This is a genomic window from Williamsia sp. DF01-3 (assembly GCF_023051145.1).
GTDB lineage: Bacteria > Actinomycetota > Actinomycetes > Mycobacteriales > Mycobacteriaceae > Williamsia.
This window is the reverse complement of sequence record NZ_JALKFS010000001.1, coordinates 49,030-63,995: the sequence shown is the minus strand read 5'-3', so window position 1 is coordinate 63,995 and position 14,966 is coordinate 49,030. Positions and strand designations below refer to the sequence as shown.

At 62.7% G+C, this 14,966-nt stretch carries 15 protein-coding genes and 1 pseudogene; 10 read left to right on the top strand and 6 right to left on the bottom strand.

Annotated elements, in window-relative coordinates:
- Positions 1 to 482 precede the first annotated feature (482 nt).
- Positions 483 to 689, bottom strand: coding sequence for a hypothetical protein (locus MVA47_RS00340; RefSeq protein ID WP_247206262.1), 207 nt, complete (start codon positions 687 to 689; stop codon positions 483 to 485).
- A 1,189-nt stretch (positions 690 to 1,878) separates the two neighbouring features.
- On the opposite strand from MVA47_RS00340, the pseudogene MVA47_RS00335 reads away from it, so the two are divergent.
- Positions 1,879 to 2,175: pseudogene (locus MVA47_RS00335) on the top strand (IS3 family transposase); the annotation flags it as partial.
- 474 nt (positions 2,176 to 2,649) lie between these two features.
- On the opposite strand, the gene MVA47_RS27160 reads toward MVA47_RS00335, so the two are convergent.
- A complete protein-coding gene (locus MVA47_RS27160) occupies positions 2,650 to 3,411 on the bottom strand; it encodes a pentapeptide repeat-containing protein (RefSeq protein WP_374474028.1) in 762 nt (253 codons plus the stop codon).
- 822 nt (positions 3,412 to 4,233) lie between these two features.
- Between MVA47_RS27160 and MVA47_RS00330 the strand changes: the two genes are divergently transcribed.
- The 4 genes from MVA47_RS00330 to MVA47_RS00315 all read left to right on the top strand — a co-directional run bounded on the left by MVA47_RS00330 (position 4,234) and on the right by MVA47_RS00315 (position 5,891).
- Positions 4,234 to 4,440, top strand: coding sequence for a hypothetical protein (locus tag MVA47_RS00330; protein ID WP_023955847.1), 207 nt, complete (start codon positions 4,234 to 4,236; stop codon positions 4,438 to 4,440).
- A 110-nt stretch (positions 4,441 to 4,550) separates the two neighbouring features.
- Positions 4,551 to 4,739, top strand: a complete 189-nt coding sequence (locus MVA47_RS00325) for a hypothetical protein (protein WP_247206261.1) — start codon at positions 4,551 to 4,553, stop codon at positions 4,737 to 4,739.
- Between the two features lie 259 nt (positions 4,740 to 4,998).
- Positions 4,999 to 5,382, top strand: a complete 384-nt coding sequence (locus tag MVA47_RS00320) for a hypothetical protein (protein WP_247206260.1) — start codon at positions 4,999 to 5,001, stop codon at positions 5,380 to 5,382.
- A gap of 254 nt (positions 5,383 to 5,636) precedes the next feature.
- Positions 5,637 to 5,891 (top strand): hypothetical protein, encoded by a 255-nt coding sequence (locus MVA47_RS00315; RefSeq protein ID WP_247206259.1) that lies wholly within the window; start codon positions 5,637 to 5,639, stop codon positions 5,889 to 5,891.
- Between the two features lie 640 nt (positions 5,892 to 6,531).
- On the opposite strand, the gene MVA47_RS00310 is transcribed toward MVA47_RS00315, so the two are convergent.
- The 3 genes from MVA47_RS00310 to MVA47_RS00300 all read right to left on the bottom strand — a co-directional run bounded on the left by MVA47_RS00310 (position 6,532) and on the right by MVA47_RS00300 (position 9,462).
- On the bottom strand, positions 6,532 to 6,999 hold the full coding sequence (locus MVA47_RS00310) for a hypothetical protein (RefSeq protein WP_247206258.1): 468 nt from the start codon (positions 6,997 to 6,999) through the stop codon (positions 6,532 to 6,534).
- Positions 7,000 to 7,493: 494 nt separating this feature from the next.
- On the bottom strand, positions 7,494 to 8,720 hold the full coding sequence (locus MVA47_RS00305) for a hypothetical protein (protein ID WP_247206257.1): 1,227 nt from the start codon (positions 8,718 to 8,720) through the stop codon (positions 7,494 to 7,496).
- 301 nt (positions 8,721 to 9,021) lie between these two features.
- Complete coding sequence (locus MVA47_RS00300; protein WP_247206256.1) at positions 9,022 to 9,462, bottom strand: nickel-binding protein; 441 nt, start codon at positions 9,460 to 9,462, stop codon at positions 9,022 to 9,024.
- Positions 9,463 to 9,641: 179 nt separating this feature from the next.
- Between MVA47_RS00300 and MVA47_RS00295 the strand changes: the two genes are divergently transcribed.
- The 5 genes from MVA47_RS00295 to MVA47_RS00275 all read left to right on the top strand — a co-directional run bounded on the left by MVA47_RS00295 (position 9,642) and on the right by MVA47_RS00275 (position 14,579).
- Positions 9,642 to 10,424, top strand: a complete 783-nt coding sequence (locus tag MVA47_RS00295; protein WP_247206255.1) for an AAA family ATPase — start codon at positions 9,642 to 9,644, stop codon at positions 10,422 to 10,424.
- Between the two features lie 95 nt (positions 10,425 to 10,519).
- On the top strand, positions 10,520 to 12,400 hold the full coding sequence (locus tag MVA47_RS26870; RefSeq protein WP_247206254.1) for a LuxR family transcriptional regulator: 1,881 nt from the start codon (positions 10,520 to 10,522) through the stop codon (positions 12,398 to 12,400).
- Between the two features lie 357 nt (positions 12,401 to 12,757).
- Positions 12,758 to 13,525, top strand: coding sequence for a hypothetical protein (locus MVA47_RS00285; RefSeq protein ID WP_247206253.1), 768 nt, complete (start codon positions 12,758 to 12,760; stop codon positions 13,523 to 13,525).
- A complete protein-coding gene (locus MVA47_RS00280) occupies positions 13,522 to 13,950 on the top strand; it encodes a phage holin family protein (RefSeq protein WP_247206252.1) in 429 nt (142 codons plus the stop codon). Before MVA47_RS00285 ends, MVA47_RS00280 begins: the two co-directional genes overlap by 4 nt.
- Complete coding sequence (locus tag MVA47_RS00275; protein WP_247206251.1) at positions 13,947 to 14,579, top strand: DUF3618 domain-containing protein; 633 nt, start codon at positions 13,947 to 13,949, stop codon at positions 14,577 to 14,579. Before MVA47_RS00280 ends, MVA47_RS00275 begins: the two co-directional genes overlap by 4 nt.
- A gap of 245 nt (positions 14,580 to 14,824) precedes the next feature.
- Here the strand turns inward: MVA47_RS00275 and MVA47_RS26530 are convergent, their stop codons facing one another.
- Positions 14,825 to 14,953, bottom strand: a complete 129-nt coding sequence (locus MVA47_RS26530) for a hypothetical protein (protein WP_281504537.1) — start codon at positions 14,951 to 14,953, stop codon at positions 14,825 to 14,827.
- Positions 14,954 to 14,966 lie beyond the last annotated feature (13 nt).

The window sequence follows — 14,966 nt, the reverse complement described above, 5'->3', positions numbered from 1 at the left end:
TACGTGGGCGACAGATTCTGGCGAAGTAGGCATGATCGCGGTTTCCCACGGAACGACGCCCACCGCCGCGCCACTGTGAGGGGCGGCACGCTGCCGAGCCCGAGCTGGGAGGCAAACACGGTCGGTTGCCGAGAGAGCCGAAACGAGAGGCGTTATGTGCGCAAACGGTACGTTCCGCTCTTGATGGATGTGCAGCAGACCGACCTGCTGGCCGAACGCGAAACGGGTTCTGATCACTACCCGAGCATCACATTGCCCCGTACGGAAGCCAGCTGATCGCGAACCCGAGCAGCCGTGCCCGCTCTGTAACAGCACCGTCTAATTTCATACACCCCAACATCTACACACCCAACCTCACCGACGGTTACGAACGCAGCAGGCGCACTAAACAGCATGGAGGACTCGCCGCCCCGGGGCATTGAGTTCACGGGGATCAGTCACTGCATGTCCTTCTCATGGCACCTCCCGAACGAGGCGTTCCGTTAGGTGAGTAGTTCGACCAGGACGATGACGCCGAGCAACAAACCGACCACCGATGCCATGATCAGGACCATGACGAGATTGGCTCCGATCAGGGAGCTGGTCGATCGCGGGGTGCGGCGATCGCTGAGTGTGACTGGCGGGGGAAGCGGTACCGGGTCGTCGGGGTTGTCGGCGGAGGTGTCTTCTGGCGGGTTCGTAGTGCTCATTGACCACCTGGCGTTGTGGTTTCGTAGTGTCCTGGGTGTTGACCGGCGGGGATGCGGTGCTGGTACGCGAGGTAGGCGGCGTCGGCGAGGAGGGGCCACAGTTCGGTGGCTGATGCTGGTCGCTAACCCATGTCGGCGTTAGGCATGGACGGTTTGTTCGACGGCGTCTGGTTCGAAAGGTCGTGGTTGCCAGGAAGCGGATCATCCGGTGGTCAGTAGGCCTCGCCGCCATAACCTCTGGGCACGCATCGGGGTGGACCAGAGCTCGCACCGGAACATCGAGCAGTTTGGCTAGTGCCACCGTCTGATCCCATCGCGGGCACACAGCCGGCCAATCTCCCAGAGGTCAACTTCGGGTTCGACCGCTTTGCAGGCAGTGTCGACGGTCGGCCCGAACAGTTGCGCCAAGTCGAGGCGTCTACTGATGTAAGTCGGGACACGTGGCGTGCTTTATGTGCCGACGCAACAGATCGTGATGGGCTGGACGGGGCTGGGCTTAAAAGCATATCGAGCCAAAGCAGTTCCCCGGATCAATAGATGTCGCAGTCACCGTCAGCGGGGAGCTAGGTAGCACCCAAAGCCCGGGTTGAGGATTCTCAGGGGGGCCATCTACGAAAGCGGCCTCGGTCAACCAAGCTTCACCAAGAGTGCTGGACGTGCACAAAATGATGAGCTGGTAGGTGCCGGGGGGTACATCGTCGAAGTGGATTGGTGTGGACCCGGTCGGATAAAAGACCTCGCCTGGAATGGCGAAGGAGGTTCCAACGCCATCAGCCTCGTCGACCCCTCCAACAAGGCATTTGATGGGCCCGCCCGTGCTGTTGTCGATGACGACGTCGACACTTTCCGCGCCGCCGTGGGCGGTGACTGTAACGCTGTCTTCGGCCGCCGAGGCCGGCGCTGCACCCAGGAGCCCGAGTGAAAGGGTTGCACATGCTGCTATGCCACCGGTTATGTACTTACGCATGCGAAGCACCTGCTCTAGTTGATGTAATTGAGATATCTCAGGCTACCTATCAGGCGGGTTCGTTACTGACACGCCGAACCTAGCCCCTCAACGGCTCGCACGCCTACCGTCCGGACTGCCCCCACTTTGGTTGACATCTGACCTGTGAGGGTTTCTCTCACGGTAAAAGGATGTTCGACATGCGGAGCCCTATCCGACGGAGTTCCGCGCCGATGTGATCGCACCATCGTCCACCCAGATCGCGGCAGCCCGTTTAGACCGAAAAAGTTCGTAAAGCGGCTGTCACACAGTGGATTATATGGATCAATGGGAAGAATTGGTGCATGTGGAGACAATGCCGCGGTGGAGTTGTTCTTCGGCTCTTGCAGAAGAACGTCCTCGATCAGCAACGGTGGTCCATCCGCGAGCAACTGCGTATGGCCATCGTGATCTGGATCGAACGACCTACCATCGCAAACGCAGACTCGGGAACTCACTCCGAGGGAGTTTGAGACAATCAACCAGCCCGCAACCGCGGCCTGCACCGCCCGCCCACTCGTCAACCAGAGTGGGGGCAGTCCCAAGACACCCAACCTGTTGATGGCCTGGGGGAGATTCCCTCACCGCGCGGGCGCTACGCAGAGACCGGGTCTACGCCTCGGCCCAACCCGACAACACAGCAAACGCGTTCGCTCCGCCAGCTATAGTCGCGACTTCAGGGCACATCTCAGCGTTGATGACAACGCCTTCGTGATCGACTATTCAGGCCTGGCCACCCGCCGATAGCACCTCCGGACCACAAAACGCCGCATCAACGAGTATTTGACGCGCAGTCAGCCCTTACTAGAGCTATAACAAATCGGTGTCCGCCAAAAGCCTCGCCTGAGGAAATTGCCCAGACGATCACAGCCTTCTCGTGAATGGTGATGCGCAGTAGGGCGAGGGGGTGCAGGGGCCCACCCGCTGTCGCCTATAGACGATTACCCGCCCGCAGCGCAGCAATGTCGCGGAGTTCTAACTGCTGCCGAACAGCGGTGGACCGGTAGGTCCTGGATGGCCTTGGGGTCCTTGTGGGCCGGTAGGTCCTGGATTGCCTTGGGGGCCTTGTGGGCCGGTAGGTCCTGGATTGCCTTGGGGGCCTTGTGGGCCGGTAGGTCCTGGATTGCCTTGGGGTCCCTGCGGACCTGCCGGTCCCTGGGTCTGTTGGTCTGGAAGTGGGGTGCCTCTTGTCTCCGCTAAGTCGACTTCAATGGCGCCGGTGAAATTCGCCCCATCGACTGTTGCTCCGTTCATGCGAGTACCGGTCATATTCGCGTAGCTCATATCGGCCCCCGTTAGATCGGCGAGAGCCAAGGACGCGTTGACCAGATTGGCGTAGTTCAGGTGCGAGTAACTCATGTACGCACCTGTCAGCCGCGCGCCAGTTAGATTCGCAAAACGCAAGTCAGCGTTGGTAAGCCTGGTACGCGTAAACACGGCGTTGATGAGGTTGGCGCCTGCCAGGTGCGCGCCGTTCAAGACTGTGCGGGTCAGATCTGCACCGGCCAGGTTAGCGCCCGTGAGATCTACCCCCGCCAGGTTCTGGTCGTTAAGGAGCGCACCGGGGCAGGACGTCACACGTACCCCCGGCACGGGATCGGTAACAATGGTGCAGGTACCGATCACGGTGTCGGCGTAGGCGGGTGGGGCCGCCAAGAACGAAGCCGACGCTGCGACCACGATGGCGCCCAGTGCCGCAGCACTACCTCTGCGTATCCGCGTCAATTCCCGCGTCATCGTGCGGCGCTGATCACTGGACATCTCATCCCCAATTCGTTCTTGACAGTGGCGGAGGAACCTCCGTGCGGCCGTTCCAGAAGAAACCGACCGGAGATCGATAGAGCGCGACTGCTGCACTTTTCAGCCCAGTCAGTGTAACCATGGCCGCGGTGTCCGTGGATGACGAAACGGAAATTGGATCTACGGTTCGTGTGGCAGATCCGCGGCGCCCACGACGTTCCATCGCCGGTTCTCATGCGGCCACTTATCAGACTGCTCAGCCGCCTGCCGATAAGGTCATATTTCGTCACTATCGACGAAAAATAGTGCGGCACAATGGATTGCGCTCCGATAATGTACCATATTTTGAGTTAATTTGACATGACGCAGGTAGAGCCACCATCCGGCCACCCCGATCAACGGGACCATTCAGATGACCAGCAACCGCAACTACCGGCTCGGCGCCGGCGACTCTGCGCCAAGCCCCGTCCCATTTGAACTCGAACGCCCAACCCTCTCCAGATGGGGCTTCACCCAGGGTGGCGAGCATCGGGTTCGGGAACAGGCGGCACCCGTTCAGGATGCCCCGCCGGCAGGGACGGCACACGTGCTGCGGTCCGGCCACGATGTCGCCCGGAGGGGAAGGGCAACGACCAACTGCAGGTGCTGGCGCGACACCGGCAAACAGGCCGGGTGCCTTGCCCTCGAATCCGTGCTGGGCACGACGCCATAGGGGTGCGAATCCGTTGTCGATGACGGCGATCGGGTCGTCGAACGCTCCTACGATGGTGGCGGTGTGCCGAACCCGGTACACCGAACCGAGCACAGGAGGTCATCTTCATGGGTGGAATTGCCGACAAGTTCGACAAGGCATACGAGGAAAAGCCGATCAGTGAGCTCGCTGACGCCCCCGTCGAGGCGCTCCAAGGGGTGAGCCCGGGCGATGCCCAGCACCTCAAGGACGCGTTCAACATCAAGACCGTGCGCGATCTGGGCACCAACAAGTACTTCCTCTGGGCCCAGGCAGTCGCCAAACTCGCCGACTAGCAGTCCACGACGTCGAAAGCCGCGACCCTTCAACAGGTCGCGGCTTTCTATGTCTGGGGTGGTCCGTACGCTCGCGAGTGCGGAGGGAGAAGGCTCGATGAAGGAGCCACATGTACACCGACCGCAACCCACCGAGCAGCTGCCCGAACGGGCACCGGCTGGGCCCGTACAAGGTGCTGGTGGGCTGGGACAACCTCCGACGGCCCCCCTGCCGGTCCTGGACCTGCCGCACCTGCTGGGCGGTCGTCTACGCCGCCGAACCGGTCCAGCCGCCAGCAATCCATCCCCGCGGATTGTGACCGACAGTGCACCACCCTGCCGGGAGCAGGCCGGCACGCCAGGGTCGTCCGCATACAATGACCTGCGACATCACAAACGTGTTCGGGGGCGAATATGCGACATCCATTTCGACGACGACAGATCACACCAGCGAAGCCAGCGACGCACACCCAGAAGTTATGGCGTCACGGCCGACTGGCCATCGGATGATCCGCTGCTTGGCAATCACGACCTTCGAGCCAGACGCAGTCGAACGAACCGTCAATGCCTAACGCCCACATGATCTATCAGGTCTCATACATTGACGCCGAGCTGCGTAACACGTCCCTTGCGCTGGCATGGAAAGCAGCCGACATCTATGCCACCGATCCAGCCAGCGTCGATGCCATCGCTGAGGCCGGCCAGTTCGTGTCTCTGACATTGCCGGCGTCAGATGTGGCGCTCCTAGTCGCGGTCGTCAACGATGCCGCCTGTCACCTGGCGAACACACGCATCGCCGGCACGGCACGACCATCTGACCCGACCCGGTGGGTCAATTGGCAAGCATCAGCCACCGAACTGAGGCCCATCCTCGCTGACGCTGCCTGCTTTGCCTACCGTCATCCCATCCCCGCTTGCCAACACCCAGGACGCTACGAAATCACAACGCCAGGTAGTCGATGAGTACCACTAACCGGCCGGAAGATACCCCGGCCGGCGATCTCACCGATCCGGTACCGCTCACACGGTCGACTGCACCCGGTGGCAGGCAAACGCCGCGCCCGACCTCGTTGATCGGGGCCAACTTGGTCATGGTCCTGATCATGGCATCGGTGGTCGGTCTTGTTGCTCGGCGTTGTCGTCCTGGTCGAGCTGTTGACCTGAGGGGAACGGTCGTTTCGGGTTCTCGTGGATACGAGAAGGAGGAGGAGGTATTCATGACTGATCTGCGCGATGTCAACGCTCCTGAGCTCAACAGGTTCATTGCTGACGTACTCGATGGGGCCTTGTCGTTGCCGGGCCGGCGACCACGTGAGCTTGAGGGGTGGCACGTTAGCACTGTGACTGCAGAGCCTGATGGCACAGGGCTATGGATTGCCGTCGGCCGGGCCGATGATCCTGACAGTTTCGCGGAGGTCCGGTTCGAGCATGTGCCCGATGCCGACGGTCAGCTGGACAGCTCCCCGCCGTGACTACGATTGAAATGTCTAGTCGTGACGACACAGCACTAGTCGGCACTGGCCCCCGCTTGCTTATTCTTTCGATCGTCGCCGTGCTCAGTGGCGTTCTTCTTTGCGGTTGCTCAGCTGACACTCCCGACTCCCGCGACAAGGCAACAGCCATGTCGTCTGCACGTCTGGTGGAGGCCGCACCAGACGCCCCCTATTTGCCGCCCACGGAGCGCCTTGAGGCGCAGCTGCAGGCCACATTGGAGACGGTCTTCGGCTACACCGGAATCGTCGACACAAGGTGCACCGATCTGTCGGGAACATGTCTGGTCGACTTCGAAGATGCACCCACCGAGGTCGTTTCGGTGACCCATGGAAAATGGCGGAACCTATGTTGGTTCCGCTCATGCCCAGATGACAGCAAGGACTCGCCAAAACATGCTGCCCGACTAGGCGATTCCCGCTGCGTTTCGTCACTGGTGACGAAACATATTGTGCCGCAATTGATCACGCCGGTAACAATGATTACGTCAGGTTGATCGGTGGGGTAGCGGTTGTCCGGATTGCTACGTAGCCCCGATCTTCAGTATTTGCAGTCGCTCTCACCAGGCACTCCTAGTGGAGTGCGACGTCTGCCGGGAAGTAGATCGCTGAAGGGTTGGACTTAGAAGCAGATTGAGCCGAAGCAGTTCCCCGGATCAACGGGTGCCGCTCTCACCGTCAACGGGACGCTTGGTAGCACCCAGAGTCCGGGTTCGGGGTTTTCGGGGGGCCCGTTTATAAACGCAGCTTTGGTCAACCAAGCCTCACCAAGAGTGTTGGACGTACATGAGATAATGGGCTGGTAGGTGCCAGGGGATACGTCGTCAAAGTGGATTGGTGTGGACCCGATCGGATAGAGAACCTCGCCGGGAACAGCGAAGAACTTGCCGTCTTCAACCCCATCGGTTCCTCCCACCAGGCATTCGATGGCGCCCCCCGTGCGGTTGTCGATGAGCACGTCGACGCTTTCCACTCCGCCCTGGGCGGTGACCTTTACGCTGTCTTCGGCCGCTGAGGCCGACGCTGCGCCCAGGAGTCCCAGCGCGAGTGATGTGGACGCTGCGACGCCACCGGTTATGAACTTACGCATATAGAACACTTCCGCTGTGGTTGTTCAGGCCAGATGGTCTGGCTAGCGATTACGGGATGAGGTAGGGCGGGTTGCAGAACTTTGCGTCGATGGTGGCGGCGTAGAAACCGGGGAACCGTGGGTCTTTGCCTCTGGGGGTGTAATAGAGGCGCACGCAGCCCGGGGGTTGAGGGCGAGAGCGCTGTTGGCCTTCGATTCGATGTTCCCGGCGATCTCGTTGTAGTTATACGGCGCTACGGTTTTCGCGATTCCGAGTGCTCCGGAGTCGCGGACGGCCCGAGTCTGCGCTGTGGTGAGGATGGTACCGGTGTATATCGGTGCGTCGGTGCTTTCAGGCGACACGTTCGAGTAGACGGCCGGGAAGGCGCGGGCAGGGAATTGGATCAACCGAGCGTTCGAATTGTCGGGCGAGGTGGCCGGCGCTGCGGCCGCCGGGGACACCCCGGTTGTCAGCGCTGCGACTGTCAGGGCAAGTGTGGCAAGAGCTTTTGTTTTCATGATGAGTCCTTCTGTGGTTGGTGTGTGCGGTCAGTGGGAGTGCAGGGAGGTGTCGTCTCCGTTCTATTGGGGGTTGTGTGGGTGTTAGACGTTGTGCTTTCGAGGAGTAGTCCGAGGGTGCTGAAGATGAGGCCGAGGGCGAGTGGGCCGACGTAGTAGAGGCCGATGGCGATTTGGGCGGGGTTACCGTTGAACAGGGCTATGACGAGGTCGCCGGTGGTGGCCCAGAATGCGTAGGCCAGGGTGGCAATCATGGTGAGTCCGACAGCGAGGCTGATCGCGCCGTAGGCGGCCAGGGCGCGTTGGCCGGCAGGCAGTTGGCGTCGGATTGTGTGGGCGAGTGCGCGACGGGCGCGGGGCCCGAGGTCGGGTTCGTCAAGCAAGTCGGCCAGGGCCCAGTGACCATCGACTTGCAGGACGGGGAGCGCGTTGATGCCGATGTCTACCAGGCCGAGGATAGCGAGGCGCCAGAACACGATTGCTAAGAGCGGGTCTTGGACGAGGTGTGCTGCGATGGCGAATAGGGCTGTGGTGACAACGTCGACGACCAAACCGATGAGTGCCTGGACGACGCGTTGGTGGCGCGGCAGGGTCAGTGCTGGTGTGGAGTCGACGAAGAACGACAACGCACCCCAGTAGAAGCCGAAACCGGCGCGGCGCGGGGCTCGCCCGTAGTGACTTAGTGCGACGGCGTGGGCGAACTCGTGCGCGATGGTTGCGGTCATGCCGAGCGCGATCATCAGCAGTGCTTCGGTGGCCGGACTGTCGCTCACCCTGGGTAGGCCGTCGGGGCGACCACAGAGGAGTGCGATACCGCCGGCGGCGAGGACTGCGGCAATGACAATGAGGCCCAACGGATGTGTCAGGAGGGGTACGAGTCGGCGGTTCAGCCATGCCGAGGGTGTGGCGATTCCTTTGATCATCAGGCCGCTGCGGGAGACTGTGAACCGTCGTTCACGAGCGGGGGACGAGCTGTGGTTGGTGCCGGGATCGTCGTCGCCGTTGGTAAGCACTCCGAGTTCGACGAGGTCGTCGACCACGGTGGGGTCCAGTGGTGGTCCCAGTGCGGTCGTCAGATGGCTGGGGTCGGGGTTGGTCGCGAGTAGCACCGGCAGGTCCGCAGCTCGTGGGTGCTCGAACAGAACAGTGTCGCCGTTCGGGCACGCCAGCACCAGTCCGCGTTTGGAGACCCGGTAGTGGGTGTGGGGGGCCAACGCAACCATGAAGTGACCGTCCCCTCTTGTCGTCGTGACACGTTGTGGACTGGAAGGAAGCGAATTTCGACTGGAGCCGCGCGGGCAAGGACCACGCCCATTGCCCACGCGGCACTGCGACTGCCTCGCGGACCGTTCGCAGTTGTCGATCTCAGTCGAAGGTGGGTAGTCACCGTCCGCGCATGGCACGGGCCAGGCGGGTGAGTTTGCGGATCATGGTGTTGTCTCCTTTCCGGTGTGATGAGGGTTGACTTGACTGGCGGTCAGATGCGGCCGCGTATGGCGCGGGCTAGGCGGGTGAGTTTGCGGATCATGGTGTGTCACCTCTTTTCCTGTGTGAGTGGGTGGTTGGGCGCGCATCGTGTGGTGGTGGTCCAACGCGCGGGGTGGAGGGGGTGATCGACGACGATGCGGTCGTGCGGTCTGCGCGGGCCGCACGTGTGGCAGTGGATTCGAGTTCATTCGCGGTGACCTGGAGGTGGACGTCGGGGGTGATGCGTTCGGCGGGGTGGCCAGCGTGGGCGCAGGCGCGGGTGACGGCGTCAGACGAGTGGCCTGCGAAGACGCAGTACAGCACTTCGTCGTGGGGCGCGGACACGGCCAGAAGCAAGCGAACATCGGTGTGGCGTGCAGTGTGTGCGGTCTCGTGGGCTTGCAAGTCTGCGACGGTGTCGTCGAGGTGCGCTGCGCTTGGGTCAGGCTGATACCACTCCACGAGGTAGCAGCTCATATTCGGCGGTGTGGTCAACACACTGTGCACGCTATGGCCGCGAGGACATGGGATGAATCAGGGTTTTCCCTACACTTAGGAAATCACGCACGTGCAGCGCGGCGTTCCTGCAGGAGCTCCGCACAGTGGTCGGAGCAGGCGCAACCTCCGCTTTTTGAGATCTGCAACCTGTTGATGCCGGAACTGCAATCATGCGTGGTGTGTCAGCACCGTTGATCCGACGCCCGGAACTCGGTGCGCTGCAGCGCTTCCTGAGCTCAGCTAACGAGCAGCCCTCGGGGTTGTTGTTCGAGGGCGAGGCCGGTATTGGCAAGACGACCGTCTGGCAGGCAGCGATCGAGCGGGCCCGGGAACAAGGATTCAGGGTCCTGGCAGCGCGACCGGGCGCAGCTGAAGTGGTGCTCACCTATGCGGTCCTGGCCGACGTGCTGGGCGACATCGAGCCGGCGGTGGTCGAGCATTTGCCGCAGGCCCAGCAGGACGCGGTCGACCGGGTGCTCTCACGGGCGGCGTCAGGACCTGCCTCTGACGAACACGTGGTCGGCGCAGCGTTTCTGTCAATCCTGCACCGCCTCGGCGAGCACTCACCGGTAGTAGTTGCCGTCGACGATGTGCAGTGGCTCGATGCGTCCAGTCGTGCAGTGATGATGTTTGCGCTACGACGGGCGCGGGGGCGAATCGGTGTCCTGGGCGCGGTGCGCTCAGAGGTGGGTGCCGCCGATCCCGCCGCCTGGCTGCAGCTCAGCAGACCCGATGGAGTCGAACGCTTGCGCCTCAAGCCGTTCACTCTCGGCGGCCTTCATACACTCATCGCACACCGCTTGGGCCGCTCACTACCGCGGCCGGCGATCGTGCGGATCGCCGAAATCTCGGGGGCAACCCGTTTTATGCCCTCGAACTTGCCCGCAGCACAAACGGTCTCGCAGCGACCCATCACGTTCATTTACCCGGCACACTCACTGCGATCGTGCAGGCGCGGCTGAACCGACTTGACGAGCACACACGAGAAGTACTGCTGACAGCAGCAACTGCGGCAGCACCCACAATCGAGCTGATCGCCCAAGCTCGCGGTGCAACCGTGGACCGTATCGTTGAGATCCTCGAGGGCGCTGAGGCCCAGAACATAGCGACAATCGCCGGCAACCGCGTCGAGTTCACCCACCCGCTGTTGACCGCTGGTCTCTACAGCCAAGCCACCCCCGCCCAGCGCCGAGCCGTGCACCGAAACCTTGCCTCAATCATCGACCAACCCGAGTTGCGGGCCAGGCACCTAGCCTTATCCGCGGCCACTGCAAACCCCACAACACTGGACGCGCTGGACTGCGCCGCCGAAGCGCTCAGCGCGCAGGGAGCGCCGATGGCCGCCGGCGAATTGACCGACCTGGCAATCGCACTCGGCGGCGACACCCCACTGCGGCGCATCCGTGCGGCCAGCCACCACTTCCGCGCCGCCGACATGCTCAAAGCACAACAAGCCATCGAACCGGCACTGGCTCAATCGCCGGCAGGGTTGCTGCGAGCCATCGCTGCGAATCTACTTGCTGCGGTACGGATGTACGACGACAGCTTCGTCGAGGCAGCTGACCTGCTGACATCGGTACTTGGCGACGCCGCCGACAACCAGGCGATACTCGCGCGCACACTCTTGTCGCTGTCGATGGCCGAAGGCATGAACGGCCAATTCGAGAGCGCGTTGCATCACGCTTCGCGAGCAGTGTCAGTGGCCGACGGCAGCGGCGACCACTCGGTCCTCAGCAGCGCTCTGGCCATGTGGGTGACACTCAAATGCGCCTACGGGCACGGCTACGATGCCGCCGCGATGCACCGCGCGCTCGAGCTCGAAGGACCGGGCGGCGACGCGCCAGTCCCATACCGGCCCAGCGCGGTGCACGCGTTGATGCTGGCCTGGACAGGGCAACTCGATCAGGCCCACACCCAGATGGCTGCCGTGCGTCATCGGTGCATCGAACGTGGTGCTGACAGCGACATGATGTGGGTCGCCGGGCACACCATCTTGATCAACATATGGCGAGGGCGTTACACCGAGGCAGCCGAAGTCGCCGACGACGCGATGGAACGCGCGCAGCAACTGGACGGCAAGAACATGCTTGTCATCGCCCGGCTGCTGCGGGTGATGGTCACCGCCTACACCGGCGACCGCAACAGCCGTGCCCAGGCCCGGGAGGTGATCGACGACGCCCGCCGCTGCGGTTCACGCTACCTCTCCGAATGGCCCACAATGACCCTGGGTTTCATCGAGGTGTCCCTAGGCCACTACACAGAAGCCATCAGCACGCTACGACCGCTGCTCGACAACTTTCATATCCACCCGGGGACCGAAATCCTCAGCTCGGGATACATTCCCGACGCTGTCGAAGCACTCGTCGCACTCGGGCGCCCCGAGGAGGCAGAACCGCTCGTCTACGCCCTCGAACGCAACGGATCTACGCTGGACCGACCCTGGATGCTCGCCCTCGGTGCCCGCGGTCGCAGCATGCTTCTGGCCGCCGCCAACAACATTCATGCCGCCGAAACACACGCCGCACGCGCCATGGTCGAGCACGAACGGCTGCCCATGCCGTTCGAGCAGGCCCGCACCCAACTGCTCCTAGGGCAACTACAACGTCGACAACGCCGAAAAGAAGCAGCAGCTGCAACACTGTCCGAGGCACTGCAGACCTTCGACAAGCTGGGCACCCCTCTGTGGGCCGCCCGGGCCCGCACCGAACTCGACCGCGTCAGTATTGGACCCAGGGACATCGCCGCCCTGACTCCCTCCGAACAACGCGTCGCAGACCTCGTCGCGACCGGCATGACCACACGCGCCGTAGCAGCCGCACTGTTCATCAGCCCAAAAACCGTCGAAGTCAACCTCACCCGCATCTACCGCAAACTCGGTATCCGCTCACGCGCCCAACTGAGCTCCGCCCTCGCCAAGATCACTACCCGCGCACCCTAGGGCGGGCGTTACTCCGTGTCTGTACCCCGCAACGCTGAAAATACGCGCACGCAGCTAGATGGATACCTGCTGTATTTCGTCACTGGTGACGAAACAGATTGTGGCACAATTAGTTACGCCGATAATCATCGTTATGTCAAGTAAGCTTGACGCGGCACAGGTGGAGCCACCAGACGCCGGTCCAAGCGGGCAACCCCATCCAGATTTAGGATGAGAACCGCCAAAGTCCGCACACTGATGCTCTTCTGACACGCAAGCGGCCACCGTTGTGTTCGCCGCAGGTGTGAGTTCGGTGGGTGTGGGTACCCGGTGTCCGATCGACTCCATGTGCCATCGACAGTGAGGTTAACAATCACAATGACAACTTCCAGTGGCAACCCGATTCACGATCCAACGACGAGCTCGCCGACTTCTGGCGAGACACCAACCGTAGACGTCGCCAAGGCGCAAGCAGGCGATGTTGTAAGTGGCGCTACAGATGCCGGTAAGCACGTTGCTTCGGTTGCGGGCGATCAGGCCTCGCAGGTGGCCGGCGAGGCCACGACCCAGGCGAAAGATCTGCTGCACCAGACCAAGGGCGAACTGACAACGCAGGCCTTCGAGCAGCAGAAGCGTGTTGCCGGTGGGTTGCGGGCACTGTCCGACGAGTTCGGATCGATGGCCGACAAGTCCGAGAATCAGGGTGTGGCAACCGATCTCACGCGTCAGGCCGCCCAGCACGCGCAGACGGTGGCATCGTGGCTCGACGACCGCGAACCCGGACAGATCCTCGACGAGGTAACCAGCTTTGCCCGGCGCAAGCCCGGAACATTCCTGGCGCTCGCCGCCGGTGCCGGCCTCGTGGCCGGAAGGCTCGGCCGCGGACTGACCGCAGCCAACAGCAGCAACGACTCCGGCTCGAACCCGGCGCCGAGCCCAACCCCTCTCGCCGACAACACCCAGACCCAACCCATTGCGCCGATCAACGCGGTACCGCCGGTTGATCCCGGGTACGGAACCGGGCAGCATGCGGCGCCACCGGCCCAGCCCGGATATACCCCCGAGCCGCCGCCCTACACGGTCGCCCCCGGTTACCAGCAGCAGCCCGGCTACCAGCAGCCGCCGGCGCCGGGCGTGAACCCATGAGCGCCCCGTACGGCGCACACCCGGGAGAGGGAGCCGAGACCAACCCGCCGTCGATAGGCGAGCTGCTCTCGAATGTGAGCGAAGACTTGTCCATTCTCGTCCGACAAGAACTCGCACTCGCGAAAGCCGAAGCCACTCAGACCGCCAGCAGGGTGGGCAAGGGCTCAGGAATGCTGGCAGGCGCTGCGGTGGCCGGCTACTTCGTACTCCTGTTCCTGTCCATCGCCCTGTGGTGGGGGCTCGGCAACGCGATCGGGCACGCATGGTCGGCTCTTGTCGTCATGTTGATCTGGGCCATCATCGCCGGCGTTCTGGCCGTCCTCGGTCGGACAGCACTGCGCAAGGCCAAAGGACTCCCGCAAACCACCGACACAGTCAAGAACATTCCCGGCGCACTGACGCCCCATCCCCAGGAGAGATCATGACCAGCAGCTCAGACCCCGATCAGATTCGTGCCGAGATCGAGCGCACCCGCGCGGCGCTCAGCTCAGACGTGGATACCCTTGCGTACGAGGCCAATCCGGCCACCATGGCCAAGCGAAAGGTCGGTCGCGTGACCGGTCGGCTCAGTGGCGTCCGTGAGCGCGTGATGGGTACGGCTCAGGACACCGCCCAGAATGCCTCGGCCACAACCAGTTCGGCAGCATCCTCGGTCACGGGTGCGGTTCAGTCCGCGTCCGGCACCGTTCAGGATGCCGTGCAGTCGGCACCCGGTGCGGCAAAGGCCCAGACCCAGGGCAATCCGTTGGCCGCCGGCCTGATCGCCTTCGGCGCCGGCCTGCTGGTGTCTGCGCTCATTCCCGCCAGCGAGAAGGAGCAGCAGGCGGCAGTGGCCCTCCAAGAGAAGGCGCAGCCCCTCACAGACGAGGTCACCGAGGTGGCCAAGCAGGCTGCGCAGAATCTGCAGGGCCCGGCGCAAGACGCGGCCGCTGCGGTCACCGAGACAGCCACCGACGCTGCTGACACCGTCAAGCAGGAAGGCACCTCTGCGGCCCAAGGCGTGCAGGAGCACGCGAAGGACGCGACAAACAAGGTTGCCGACCAACAGAAGTGACGTGGGGTGCCGCGCGGCGGGACTACCCGCCGCGCGGCCACGCCCTACGCCAGCAAGGGCGAAGATGCTGGCTTTTGTGCCGTCGGCCTCTCAGCGGACGCGGTGCTGTTCCAGCGTGGACGATATCGCGACGCCTTCTAGACTTATTTCAGGCTCTGCGGTTCTAGGGCAACCGTCCAACAGATCGAAACGCAAGTGGCAGAACACCGTTGAGCCTCGCAACCCCTAGGAGCGCACCATGGCAATCACTGCAACGTGATCTCGATTTTCGAGAACACTGCCCACTTCACCGACTCCGACTGGTGGATCGTGGAATGGGCGTCGATGCGCGCTGTGCACCACCCGAGATAGGTCAAGGCTGTGACGTAGTCCATCGGCCCGTTCGCA